Here is a 12,027-nt window from a genome sequence, read left to right as displayed (position 1 = left end):
GTCCAAGGCGATGGACCTCTGCCTCACCGGCCGGATGATGGATGCTGCGGAAGCCGAGCGCTCGGGCCTCGTCAGCCGCATCGTACCCGCGGACAAGCTCATGGACGACGTGATGGCGGCAGCCGAGAAGATCGCCGCGATGTCGCGCCCTGCGGCCGCGATGGCCAAGGAAGCGGTGAATCGCGCTTTCGAGACCACGCTCGCCGAGGGCATGAGCGTCGAGCGCAACCTGTTCCATTCGACCTTCGCGCTCGAGGACCGTTCCGAAGGCATGGCGGCGTTCATCGAGAAGCGCAAGCCGGTGAACAAGAACCGGTAGGGGCAAACCAGTCAGGCTGGTGTAAGTCTCTCTCGCCCCGATGGAAATCGCTGTGACGAAGCTGCAACAAGCACGGATTTCATGGGGGTTTTCCCCGCGGCAGTTTGCCTGCGAGACCTGCGCTGGTTAAACAGTTAAGACGGCCGCCGTTGGCGGGGGCGGACAGGCAAGGTTTGCGGGATTACATGATTGGGCGTGCCGCCAGAGCTGGTCGCGTGATGATGCGGCATCGATCGGGCGTGGTTTCCGTGTTTGCAACATGGGCCGCGCTGGCGCTTTCTTGCGTCCCCTCCTCCCAGGCCTGGGCCGAGGCTCTCCCCGAGGCACTCGCCAAGGCCTATCAAACCAATCCGCAGCTCAATGCCGAACGGGCGCGCCAGCGCGCGACCGACGAGAACGTGCCGCAGGCGCTCGCAGGCTACCGGCCCCAGATCGTCGCCAGCCTGAGCGCCGGCCTGCAATCGGTGCGCAATCTGTTGCCCGACAACACCATCCAAACCGCAAATCTGAAGCCGTGGATCGTCGGCGTCACGGTGACGCAGACCCTGTTCAACGGTTTCCGCACCGCCAACAGCGTGCGGGCCGCCGAGCTTCAGGTGCAGTCCGGCCGCGAGGCGCTGCGCAATGTCGGCCAGGGCGTGCTGCTCGATGCGGTCACCGCCTACACCAACGTGCTCGCCAACCAGTCGCTGGTCGAGGCACAGCGCTCCAACGTCGCCTTCCTGCGCGAAACGCTCGCCGTGACCCAGCGCCGCCTCAACGCCGGTGACGTCACGCCGACCGATTCCGCCCAGGCCGAAGCCCGCCTCAACCGCGGCCTTGCCGATCTCAACGCGGCCGAAGTCGCGCTTGCCGTCAGCCAGGCCACCTATGCGCAGGTCATCGGCAATGCGCCGTCGCAGCTCAGGCCCGCCGAAGCCGTCGACCGCTATCTGCCGAAGAGCCGCGAGGATGCCCAGACGATGGCGATCCGCCAGCACCCGGCGGTGATGGCCGCCAGCTTCGATGTCGATTTCGCCTCCACCAACATCCGCATCGCCGAAGGCACGCTGCTGCCGAGCGCGACCATCCAGGGCAGCGCCAGCAAGAGCCGAAACAACGACCCGACGCTCGGCACGTTCGCGGAGGACCAGGCCTCCATCGTCGCAAACGTCACGGCACCGATCTACGACGGCGGCCAGGCCGCGGCGCAGACTCGTCAAGCCAAGGAGATCACGGCGCAGAGCCGGCTCGTGCTCGACCAAATACGCAACCAGGCACGCGCTGCGGCGACGAGCGCCTGGGTCGCCAATGAGGGCGCCAAGGTCACGGTGTCGGCCTCGGAGTCCGAGGTGAAGGCTGCGACCGTGGCGCTCCAGGGCGTGCAGCGCGAGGCCGCCGGCGGGCAGCGCACGACCGTCGACGTGCTGAACTCGCAGGCCGATCTGATCCTGGCCAAGGCCCGCCTGATCGGCGCGCAACGCGACCGCGTGATCGCCTCCTACACGCTGCTCAGCGCGATCGGCCATCTCGACGTGAAGACGCTGAACCTGAACACGCCGGACTATCTGCCCGAGGTGCACTACCATCAGGTTCGCGACGCCTGGCACGGCCTGCGGACGCCGTCGGGGCAGTAGCCTCGCGCGCAGCACCTCCAAGCCCAACCATATCGCATCAGCATCTCGAGCTGCCACCATAGCCTCCCGCCTCTTTGACATTCTGTAGCCTATGGGCTACAATTGCAGCTTATGGTCGAGGTAAGGCAAACCGGACATTTTTCGGAGTGGCTGGAGCGCCTCAAAGACGCCAACGCGGTTGCCCGGATCACCGTTCGTATTCGCCGCATGGAGATGGGCAACCCCGGTGACAGCAAAAGCGTCGGGCGTAATGTCCGGGAAATGCGCATCGACTACGGCCCGGGCTACCGGATTTACTATGTGCAGCGCGGAGCACAGATCGTGATCCTGCTCTGCGGTGGCGACAAGGGGACGGAACGACGAGACATCAAGCTAGCCGAGCAACTAGCGGAGACATTGTGATGCCGAAGGCAGCAAAATCGGCGTTGAAGACGACATCCAGGACGACGCGTTTCGATGCCGCCGACTATCTCAATACAGAGGAGCGTCAGGCGGCCTATATCGCGGCTGCGCTGGAGACCGGCGATGCCGACTTCGTGCGTGACGCGCTTGGGCTCGTCGCACGCGCGCGCGGCATGAGCACGATCGCAAAAAAGGCCGGCTTGAACCGAGAGAGCCTGTATAAGGCCCTCGGCGAGACGGGAAATCCCGAGTTCGGCACGGTCATGCGCATCCTCGGCGCGTTGGGCCTGACATTGTCGGCCCAACCCGCGACAAGCGGACGGACATCAAGGCGCCGCCGCGCCGCCTGAACGGGCATTGTGAGTCGCCCTCATACGACCCATCTCCGTTTTCCGGCGGTTTTCACGTCTTTTCGGCCAGTCTCAGGTTGTGCATATGAAGAGCCGCCGCATCCATCTAATGGGAGCCTCGGGCTCCGGAGTGACCACGATCGGTCGCGCGCTCGCGGGCCGGCTGGCGCTGCCGCATCACGACAGCGACGACTATTTCTGGCTGCCCACCGTGCCGCCCTATCGAACGACCCGCCCCGCCGCCGAACGTCTGCGCCTGATGCGCGAGATGTTCTTGCCGCGTCTCGACTGGGTGCTGAGCGGATCCGTCACCGGCTGGGGCGAAGAGCTCGTTTCGAACTTCGACCTGGTCGTCTTCGTGACTGCGCCGCGCGAGATCCGGATGAAACGATTGCGTGCCCGCGAGGCCGCCCATTTCGGCGCTGATGCTGTCGCGCCGGGAGGCTGGCGCCATGGCGAGACCGAAGACTTCGTCGAATGGGCTTCCCATTACGAAGCCGGCGATCGCGAAGGCCGCAGTCTCGCCAAGCATGAAGCGTGGCTCTCGGGCCTGCCCTGCCCGGTCGTGCGCGTGGACGGCTCGGCTCCGCTTGCGGGTCTTGTCGAGCAGCTATGCAGCGAAGCGGAGCGGTTGCCCGGCTGATGTGATAGTCTTCTCCACTCGCCGATAAAAACAACAAGCCGGGAGAGAAACCATGCTCAGCCGACGCAGCGTCCTGCTCGCCTCCCTTGCCGCCGGAGTAGCCATGACCAGCAAAGCGCAGGCACGTGCGGCACAGCCCGCGACGCCGGTCAATTTCGACGTCCCCGCGCACGCCTGCGATTGCCACACGCACATCCATGGCGACGTCGAGAAATTCCCGTTCTTCGCCGGGCGCGTGTACACGCCGGAGCCGGCCAGTCCGGAGGAGATGGCCGCGCTGCACAAGGCGTTGCACATCGAACGCGTGGTGATCGTCACCCCGAGCGTCTACGGCACCGACAATTCCTCCACCCTGTTCGGCATGAAGGCGCGCGGCGCGACCGCGCGCGGGGTCGCCGTGATCGACGACAAGACGACGGAGGCCCAACTCGATGCCATGCATCAGGACGGCTTCCGCGGCATCCGCCTCAATCTGGCGACGGGCGGCGTCAATGATCCCGCTGTCGGCCGGCCGCGCTTCACCGCCGCCGTCGAGCGCATGAAGACGCGCGGTTGGCACGTGCAGCTCTACACCACGCTGGCCATGATCTCGGCGATCAAGGACCTGGTCGAGACGGCGCCGGTGCCGGTCGTGTTCGACCATTTCGGCGGCCTCGAAGCTTCGCTCGGGCTGGAGCAGCCGGGCTTCTCCGATCTCGTTGCGCTCGTGAAGTCCGGCAAGGCCCATGTGAAGATCTCGGGCGCCTATCGCTCCTCGAAGCTCGCCCCCGACTATCAGGACATGGTGCCCTATGCCCGCGCGCTGATCGCGGCCAATGCGGACCGAATCGTCTGGGGTACCGACTGGCCGCATCCGGATTCGAGCCGCGTCGAGGGTCGCAAGCCTACCGACATCGCCCCGCTCTACCAGATCGACGACGGCCGCCTGCTCAACCAGCTGCCGGTGTGGGCGCCGGATGCGGAGGTGCGCAAGAAGATCCTGGTCGGCAATCCGGCGCGGCTCTACGGGTTCTGAGATCACCGCTGCGCGTTACAGCGCGATGAGATCGATGAAGCACCATCGCGCTGATCTTTTTTGCGCATGATCTTTCGGAAAACCGCTACGCACTTTTCCGGATCATGCGTCAGCGCGCGCGGCGGGAGAAGAAGGAGATCAGCACCGGCAAGGTCACGAGGATCACGACCGGCGCCAGCATCATGCCGGTGACGACCACGACTGCGAGCGGCTTCTGCACCTGCGAGCCGATGCCCTCCGACAGGGCCGCCGGCAACAGGCCGACGCCGGCGACGACACAGGTCATCAGCACGGGTCGCAACTGGAGCTCGCCGGTGCGAACGACTGCGCTCATGCGGTCCATTCCCTCTTCGATGAGCTGGTTGAACTGCGACAGGATGATGATGCCGTCCATCACGGCAATGCCGAACAGCGCGATGAAGCCGATCGCCGCGGAGACGCTGAATGCCGTGCCTGTGATCAAGAGGCCAAGCACGCCGCCGAAGATCGCCATCGGGATCACGCTCATCGCGAGCAGCGTGTCCGTCATCGAGCCGAAATTGAACCAGAGCAGCACGCCGATCAGCGCGAGCGAAATCGGAACCACGATCGACAGGCGGCGGATCGCGTCCTGGAGGTTGCCGAACTCGCCGACCCACTCCATGTGCGAGCCGGGCGGCAGCTGCACCTGCTCGGCGATCTTGTCCTGAGCCTCGCGGATGGCACTGCCGAGATCGCGCTCGCGCACTGAGAACTTGATCGGCAGATAGCGCTCCTGCTGCTCGCGATAGATGTAGGCCGCGCCCGAGACGAGGCTGATGGTGGCGACCTCGCTCAGCGGGATCTGCGTGACGGTGCCGTTCGGCCCGGGCGCGCCGATCCGCAAATTCTGGATCGCCTCGGCGCTGCGGCGGTATTCCGGCGCGAGGCGAACGATGATCGGGAAGTGACGGTCGCTGCCGGGCTCGTAGAGATCGCCGGCCGTGTCGCCGCCGATCGCGACCTTGATGGTGGCGTTGATGTCGCCCGGCGCGAGGCCGTAGCGCGCCGCCTTGGCCCGGTCGATGTCGATCTGGACGGTCGGCTGGCCGAGCGAGGTGAACACCGCAAGGTCGGTGACGCCCTGCACGGTGGCCAGCACCTGCTTGATCTTGTTGGCGGTATCGGTCAGCGCCTGGAGGTCGCTGCCGAACAGCTTGATCGAGTTCTCGCCTTTCACACCGGAGACGGCTTCGGACACGTTGTCCTGGAGATATTGCGAGAAGTTGAACTCGACACCGGGGAAGCGATCGTCGAGCTGCTTGAGCAGCTGCGCGGTCAGCTCCTCCTTGTCGCGGGTGCCGGGCCACTGGCTCACGGGCTTGAGTGGTGCGAAGAACTCCGCGTTGAAGAAGCCGGCGGCATCAGTGCCGTCGTCGGGACGGCCGTGCTGCGACACGACCGACTCGACCTCCGGCCGCGCGCGGATCAGCTTGCGCATCTCGTTGACGTAGGAATTGCCTTCCTGGAGCGAGATGGTCGGCGGCAGGGTGGCACGGATCCAGAGATTGCCCTCCTCCAGCTTCGGCAGGAATTCGAGGCCGAGCAGCCGGGCGAGCGCGACCGTCGTCAGCACCAGGCCGACCGCAGCGCCGAGGACGATGGTGCGATTGGCGACCGCCCAATGCAGCACTGGCGAGTACAACCGATGCAGGAGCAGCATCACCCTCGTTTCGGTTTCCTCGACGTGAGCGGGCAGGATGATCGCGGACAGCGCCGGCGTAATGGTGAACGTCGCAAGCAGCCCGCCGGCCAACGCGTAGGCATAGGTCCGCGCCATCGGCCCGAAAATGTTGCCCTCGACCCCGGAGAGCGTGAACAGCGGCAGGAAGGCGGCGATGATGATCGCCGCGGCGAAGAAGATCGAGCGCGAGACGTCGGCGGCCGCGCTGAGGATGGCATGGCTCTTCATGCCGAATAGCGTCTCGGAGGACATATGCCCGGATTCCGAGACCGGCGTCGTCTGCGTCAGGCGACGGAAGATCGCCTCCACCATGATGACGGTGGCGTCGACGATGAGGCCGAAATCGATGGCGCCGACCGACAACAGGTTGGCCGATTCCCCGCGCAGCACGAGGATGATCACGGCGAAGAACAGCGCGAAGGGAATCGTGGCGCCGACGATCAGGGCGCTGCGGAGATTGCCGAGGAATATCCACTGCAGCAGCACGATCAGCAGAATGCCGACCACCATGTTGTGCAGCACGGTGTGGGTGGTGAGCTCGATCAGGTCGCCGCGGTCGTAGATGCGCTCGATGCGCACGCCGGGCGGCAGGATGCTGGAGTTGTTGATCTGCTGAACGAGCTGGTGGACGCGCTTGATGGTCGGCGAGCTCTGCTCGCCGCGGCGCATCAGGACGATGCCCTGCACGATGTCGTCGGTTTCGTCGAGGCCGGCGATGCCGAGACGCGGCTTCTCGCCGACGGTGACGGTTGCGACGTCCTTGACCAGCACTGGATTGCCGCCGGTCTGCGCCACCATCGTATTGGCGAGGTCGTCGATCGAGCGGATCAGGCCGACGCCGCGCACCACCGCCGATTGCTGGCCGATATCGACGGTGTTGCCGCCGACATTGACGTTGGAATTGCCCACTGCTTGAAGCAGTTGCGGCAGCGTCAGCCCGTTGGCGACCAGCTTGTTGAAGTCGACTTGAATCTCGTAGGTCTTGCTCTTGCCGCCCCAGCCGGTGACGTCGATCACTCCAGGCACGGCACGGAAGCGGCGCTGGAGGATCCAGTCCTGGATGGTCTTGAGATCGAGCACGCTGTAGTTCGGCGGCCCGACGAGACGGTAGCGGAAGATCTCGCCGATTGGGCTGAGCGGCGAGATCTGCGGCTGCACGTTGCCGGGCAGCGGCGCGAGCTGCGCCAGACGGTTCAGGACCTGCTGCGCCGCCTCGTCATAGGTGTAGGCGAAGGAGAACTGGATCTTGACGTCGGAGAGGCCGTAAAGCGAGATGGTGCGGATGGTCGTGATGTTCTTCAGTCCCGCAACCTGGGTCTCGATCGGGATGGTGATGTAGCGCTCGATTTCCTCCGCCGACAGGCCGGGACTCTGCGTCACGATGTCGACCATCGGCGGGGTCGGATCTGGATAGGCTTCGATGTTGAGCCGGCTGAACGCGATCAGGCCGCCGATCAGGACGGCCGCGAACATCCCGATCATCAGGAAGCGCCGGTTGACGGCAAGGGCGACGAGACGATCCATTCAGGTCTTCAATTTTCTTGGGTCGTCGATCAGCTGCCGGACGCCGCGCGGTCGATGAACAGGCTGCCCTTGGTGACGATCTGCTCGCCGGGCTTCAAATTGCTGGTGACCTCGACGAGGTTGCCGTTGATGAGGCCGATCTTGATCTGGCGCAGCTCGACGGACTTGTCCTCGCGCGCAACCCAGAGGCGGACCTTGTCGGCTTCATAAATCAGCGCCTGCTTCGGCACGGCGGGTGCGGCGCGGTCGCCGGCCGAATAGACCGTGACGTTTGCGAACATCTCCGGCTTCAGCAGCCCATCCTTGTTGTCGATGGTGGCGCGCACGAGCAGGCGGCGGGTGGCGGGATCGATCGCGGCGGCAACGTAGTTGATCTTGGCGCTGAACGGACGACCCGGCAGCGCCATCACGTTAACGGTGATGTCCTGTCCGATGCACACGGCGGCCGCATCGCTCTCGCGCACGAAGGCGGTGAGCCACACCGTGGAGAGATCGCCGACCACGAAGACCGGATCGCTGGCGCCGGAATTGACGTACTGGCCGGGGCCGATCTTGCGCTGCACGACGGTGCCGGAGATCGGCGAATAGATCGTGATCTCCCGATCGATGACGCCTTTTTCCTGGAATGCCTTGATGGCCTCGTCGGTAAAACCGAGGATGCGCAGCTTGTTGCGCGAGGCTTCCAGCGCCGTCACAGAGGAGAGCATGTCATTCTGCGCCTGGACCTGAGTCGCCTCCGCCTGCTGATAATCCTTCAGCGGAATGGCGTGGCCCTCGTAGAGGTCCTTGGCGCGCTTGAATTGGAGGTCGGCGAGGTCGATCGCCGACTTTGCCTTGTTCTGCGCCGTCATCGCCGCGATGAAATCGTTCTGGGCCTGCACGGTGTCGGCGGCTTCGATCGTGAACAGCGGTTGGCCTTGCTTGAGCATCTCGCCCGGCCTGGCCAGCAGCTTGGTGACACGGCCCGCATAGGGCGAGAACACCGGCGTCGATCGGTCTTCGTCGATCGCGACCTTGCCTTCGGTGACATACTCGGCGCGGAAGCTTTTCGCCTTGACCGGCTCGATGGTCAGCGTCGCCCATTCGGACGGCGTCGGCGTGAAAGCCACTGCATTCTTGCGCGACTGGCTGGAGATCTCGGAGTGCTTCTTCTCTTTGGGAGCGGCATAGAGCACGCCGTAGGCACCGGCACCCGCAAGGGCTAGTAAAACTACGGACAAGATCATCCGTCGTTTTGTAAGCACATGCAATCGCATCGTATTTTGAGGTGTCATGGGGCCCGGTCGTATCTGCGACGATCTCGGCGAATGGGTGCCTTATCGGTCGCGCTAATAGTGCCGAATTCTGATTTCGAACAACCTAAAAAGCGCCTCGCGCTTCGCTGCTAGCGTTAAAATTTCCAGAGCTGTAAGCTTCATGTCAGCTTCTCGCCGGCCGTCGGCCAGGGTGGCTGCCGAGCGGCATTTCCGGACGATTGTCATCGTGCCGTTGTCTTCGGCAATTCGCTGCATGACGCACTGCGTTCACTCCGCCGAGGCCAGATGGCATGCTTTCGATGAACGCAGCATGTACGACGTCATCCGCCGGCGCGCCCGACCTGGCTCCCGATGCGTGCGGGAATGCCGGCAGCGTTTTGCGTGACCGAGCCTCTCCCTTGAAATTCGGACCATCATCAACACAAGAAGGATCGCCATGGCCGCCATTGATCCCCTCACCGCGGGTGCCGTGTTCATCGCGACGGCGGCCACCGACGCGGTCTATGTGATGTTTACCTCCGCCGTGATCGCGCGCAAGCGCGTGCCGGCGGCAAACTGGAGCGCGGTCTGGTACCTGCTCTCCTCCTATGCGGTGATCAGCTACACCGACAACGCCTTCTATGTCGCCTTCGCCGCGATCGGCTCCTGGGTCGGCGCCTATGTCTCGCTGACCTTCCTGCACCGCCCGCCGGGCGGTCCGCCGGTGGGGGCAGCGCCGGAGTGAGGATGGAATTGTTGAAGCTTTCGCTGCCATTCCCGTCATCCTGAGGTGCGAGGCTTGCGATGCCACGCATCACAAGTCGAGCCTCGAAGGATGAACGGCCGAGGTGGCAGCCGGGCTGTCGCCCTTCGAGGGCCGCTGAAGAAGCGGCCACCTCAGGATGACGGTCTGACTATGGATTTGCAGCGCCTCCACACACGAGACTACACTGCATCGACCAAGAAAAGGGAGCTAACAATGGATCTCGGTCTCAAGGGCAAGAACGCCATCGTGCTCGGCGGCACGCGCGGCATCGGGCGGGCGATTGCGGCGACGCTGGCCGGCGAAGGCGCCAATGTCGCGGTGTGCGCGCGCAATGCCGATCAGGTCGCGGCAACCGTCACTGAGCTGAAGGCAAGCGGCATCAAGGCCGCCGGCGGCACGGTCGACGTCACCGACGGCCCGGCGCTGAAGGGCTGGATCGAAGCTGCTGCAAAGGAGCTCGGTGGCATCGACATGCTGTTCTCCAATGCCGGCGCAATGGCACAAGGGCACGATCCCGCGTCGTGGGAGCAGAATTTCCGGCTCGACGTTCTCGGCGCCGTGCATGCGTTCGATGCCGCACGACCGTTCCTCGAAGCCAGCGGCGCGAGCCACGGCGATGCGGCTTTCGTGATCATCTCGTCGATCGCGGCAGCGCAGGCTGACACGGCCAGCTCCTACGGCCCGGTCAAGGCCGCGCTGATTCACATGGCCAAGGGACTGGCTCGGCAACATGCCAGGAAGAAGATCCGGGTGAATGTGGTGTCGCCGGGCACCGTCTATTTCAAGGGCGGCGTCTGGGAGATGATCGAGCAGAACATGCCCGAGCGCTACAAGGATGCGATGAGCCGCAACCCGACGGGACGCATGGCGACGCCGCAGGAAATCGCAAGCGCGGCGGTGTTTCTGGCAAGCCCGGTGTCGGGATTCACGACGGGATCGAATCTCGTGGTGGACGGCGCGATCTCGAACCGGGTGAATTTCTGAGGAGCACGGCATCATCCGCGAAGAACTCGTAGGGTGGGCAAAGCGAAGCGTGCCCACGACTTTGCGACGAAGCGCGAAAGGTGGTGGGCACGGCAAGTGCGCCTTTGCCCACCCTACGACAGTAGCGCACGGCGACATCACTTCTTCCGACCCTCAATGAAAATCCCGCGATGGCGGCAGGATGCGGACGTTGCGGGGGTGGCGGATTTTTTGCGCCGGCATGTCCGTGAGCGCGCAGGGGTCTTCGTTGAGCGGCTCGACGACGGTGGCGCCTGGCGGCAGCGGATGCTTCCGGGCGAGCGCATCGTTGGCGAGGCCGACCAGATCATGCGAGCGGTCGATCATGCGCTGGGCGATGAGATGCGTCACCTTTTCGGGGCTGCTCTGGATGTAGCCTTGAACCTCGATGAGGCGCGCGCCCATCACTTCCTTGCGGTACTGCTCCATGATCTTGGGCCAGACCACGACATTGGCGATGCCGGTCTCGTCCTCCAGCGTCATGAACACGACGCCGCTGGCGCGGCCCGGCCGCTGCCGCACCAGCACCACGCCGGCGCAGCGGACGCGGCGCCGCTCGTTCTCATGGCTGATCTCCTTGCAGGCGACGATCCGCTCACGCGACAACATCTCGCGCAAGAACTCCATCGGATGGCCTTTCAGCGAGAGCCGGATGGTCTGGTAGTCCGCGACCACCTGCTCCGCGCGCGGCATCAGCGGCAGCGGCTTGGCGTGCTCGTCCGGCTGCTCGCGCGCGGTCGCCGCCTCGAACAGCGGCAGCGGCACGTCGTCGGGCAGCCGCCGCACCTGCCACAGCGCTTCGCGGCGATCGAGCCCGAGCGAGCGGAACGCGTCGGCATCCGCCAGCAGGATCAGCGCCCGCTTGGGCAGGCCGGTGTCGCGGGCAAAGTCTTCGAGCGAGGTGAAGGGACGACGGTTGCGCGCGGCAATGATGCGGTCGGCCCAGTCCTGCTGAGGCATCGGCGGTGCTACACCTCTCCCATAGGGAGAGGTGAACGGAGCCTGCGGCAAGACCGGCCCAATCACGGAAAATTCTTCGGGTAAGTCCCGGAATGACGACTGAGAGCGCTTCAGGCGCTCCTCATCCTCGTCCAGCCAATGAAAGCCGTCGATCTGGCGGAAGCCCAGGCGCACGGCGCAGTATTTGCCGCTCCCTTCTTCCAGCGTGTTCTGCGCAAAGCTGTAGGACACGTCGATGTCGCGCACCTCGACGCCGTTCTTGCGGGCATCGCCGACGATCTGCGCCGGCGCATAAAAGCCCATCGGCTGCGAGTTCAACAGGCCGCAGCAGAAGGCGTCGGGGTGATAGTGCTTCAGCCATGAGGAGATGTAGACGAGCTGCGCGAAGCTCGCGGCATGGCTCTCAGGGAAACCGTAGGAGCCAAAGCCCTTGATCTGGTCAAAGCAGCTTCTGGCAAAATTGGGGTCATAGCCGCGCGCGACCATGTTGCCG

General features: G+C 64.6%; 11 protein-coding genes. 8 read left to right on the top strand and 3 right to left on the bottom strand.

Annotation, left to right across the window (positions count from 1 at the left end):
- From JHD07_RS05300 to JHD07_RS05275, 6 genes are all read left to right on the top strand, one after another.
- The coding region (locus tag JHD07_RS05300; RefSeq protein WP_291619701.1) for an enoyl-CoA hydratase-related protein at positions 1-319 on the top strand (319 nt) is incomplete at its 5' end.
- Positions 320-504: 185 nt separating this feature from the next.
- Complete coding sequence (locus tag JHD07_RS05295) at positions 505-1,935, top strand: TolC family outer membrane protein (RefSeq protein ID WP_291619699.1); 1,431 nt, start codon at positions 505-507, stop codon at positions 1,933-1,935.
- Positions 1,936-2,046: 111 nt separating this feature from the next.
- Positions 2,047-2,337, top strand: coding sequence for a type II toxin-antitoxin system RelE/ParE family toxin (locus JHD07_RS05290; RefSeq protein ID WP_291619705.1), 291 nt, complete (start codon positions 2,047-2,049; stop codon positions 2,335-2,337).
- Positions 2,337-2,687, top strand: coding sequence for an addiction module antidote protein (locus tag JHD07_RS05285; protein ID WP_291619697.1), 351 nt, complete (start codon positions 2,337-2,339; stop codon positions 2,685-2,687). The genes JHD07_RS05290 and JHD07_RS05285 overlap by 1 nt, the downstream gene beginning before the upstream one ends.
- An 85-nt stretch (positions 2,688-2,772) precedes the next feature.
- Entirely contained in the window at positions 2,773-3,330 is a 558-nt protein-coding gene (locus JHD07_RS05280) for a hypothetical protein (RefSeq protein WP_291619695.1), read from the top strand.
- 52 nt (positions 3,331-3,382) lie between these two features.
- Complete coding sequence (locus JHD07_RS05275; RefSeq protein ID WP_291619693.1) at positions 3,383-4,345, top strand: amidohydrolase family protein; 963 nt, start codon at positions 3,383-3,385, stop codon at positions 4,343-4,345.
- A 109-nt stretch (positions 4,346-4,454) separates the two neighbouring features.
- Here JHD07_RS05275 and JHD07_RS05270 read toward each other — a convergent pair whose 3' ends face one another.
- Both JHD07_RS05270 and JHD07_RS05265 read right to left on the bottom strand, forming a co-directional pair.
- A complete protein-coding gene (locus JHD07_RS05270; protein WP_291619691.1) occupies positions 4,455-7,571 on the bottom strand; it encodes a CusA/CzcA family heavy metal efflux RND transporter in 3,117 nt (1,038 codons plus the stop codon).
- Between the two features lie 29 nt (positions 7,572-7,600).
- Entirely contained in the window at positions 7,601-8,845 is a 1,245-nt protein-coding gene (locus JHD07_RS05265; RefSeq protein WP_291619690.1) for an efflux RND transporter periplasmic adaptor subunit, read from the bottom strand.
- A gap of 418 nt (positions 8,846-9,263) precedes the next feature.
- On the opposite strand from JHD07_RS05265, the gene JHD07_RS05260 reads away from it, so the two are divergent.
- Positions 9,264-9,551 (top strand): hypothetical protein, encoded by a 288-nt coding sequence (locus JHD07_RS05260; RefSeq protein WP_291619688.1) that lies wholly within the window; start codon positions 9,264-9,266, stop codon positions 9,549-9,551.
- Between the two features lie 234 nt (positions 9,552-9,785).
- Complete coding sequence (locus JHD07_RS05255) at positions 9,786-10,556, top strand: SDR family oxidoreductase (RefSeq protein ID WP_291619686.1); 771 nt, start codon at positions 9,786-9,788, stop codon at positions 10,554-10,556.
- Positions 10,557-10,709: 153 nt separating this feature from the next.
- Here the strand turns inward: JHD07_RS05255 and JHD07_RS05250 are convergent.
- A partial coding sequence (locus JHD07_RS05250; protein WP_291619684.1) for an OB-fold nucleic acid binding domain-containing protein occupies positions 10,710-12,027 on the bottom strand: 1,318 nt, incomplete at its 5' end.

The organism is Bradyrhizobium sp. (assembly GCF_016462955.1).
GTDB lineage: Bacteria > Pseudomonadota > Alphaproteobacteria > Rhizobiales > Xanthobacteraceae > Bradyrhizobium.
This window is presented reverse-complemented; position numbering and strand designations above follow the sequence as displayed.

What these genes read in the sequence shown, in the direction of transcription:
- JHD07_RS05290 (WP_291619705.1), top strand. Translation starts at nt 2,047, where the DNA reads ATGGTCGAGGTAAGGCAAACCGGACATTTTTCGGAGTGGCTGGAGCGC.
- JHD07_RS05285 (WP_291619697.1), top strand. Translation starts at nt 2,337, where the DNA reads ATGCCGAAGGCAGCAAAATCGGCGTTGAAGACGACATCCAGGACGACG.
- JHD07_RS05260 (WP_291619688.1), top strand. Translation starts at nt 9,264, where the DNA reads ATGGCCGCCATTGATCCCCTCACCGCGGGTGCCGTGTTCATCGCGACG.
- JHD07_RS05255 (WP_291619686.1), top strand. Translation starts at nt 9,786, where the DNA reads ATGGATCTCGGTCTCAAGGGCAAGAACGCCATCGTGCTCGGCGGCACG.
- JHD07_RS05270 (WP_291619691.1), bottom strand. Translation starts at nt 7,571, where the DNA reads ATGGATCGTCTCGTCGCCCTTGCCGTCAACCGGCGCTTCCTGATGATC.
- JHD07_RS05280 (WP_291619695.1), top strand. Translation starts at nt 2,773, where the DNA reads ATGAAGAGCCGCCGCATCCATCTAATGGGAGCCTCGGGCTCCGGAGTG.
- JHD07_RS05295 (WP_291619699.1), top strand. Translation starts at nt 505, where the DNA reads ATGATTGGGCGTGCCGCCAGAGCTGGTCGCGTGATGATGCGGCATCGA.
- JHD07_RS05275 (WP_291619693.1), top strand. Translation starts at nt 3,383, where the DNA reads ATGCTCAGCCGACGCAGCGTCCTGCTCGCCTCCCTTGCCGCCGGAGTA.
- JHD07_RS05265 (WP_291619690.1), bottom strand. Translation starts at nt 8,845, where the DNA reads ATGACACCTCAAAATACGATGCGATTGCATGTGCTTACAAAACGACGG.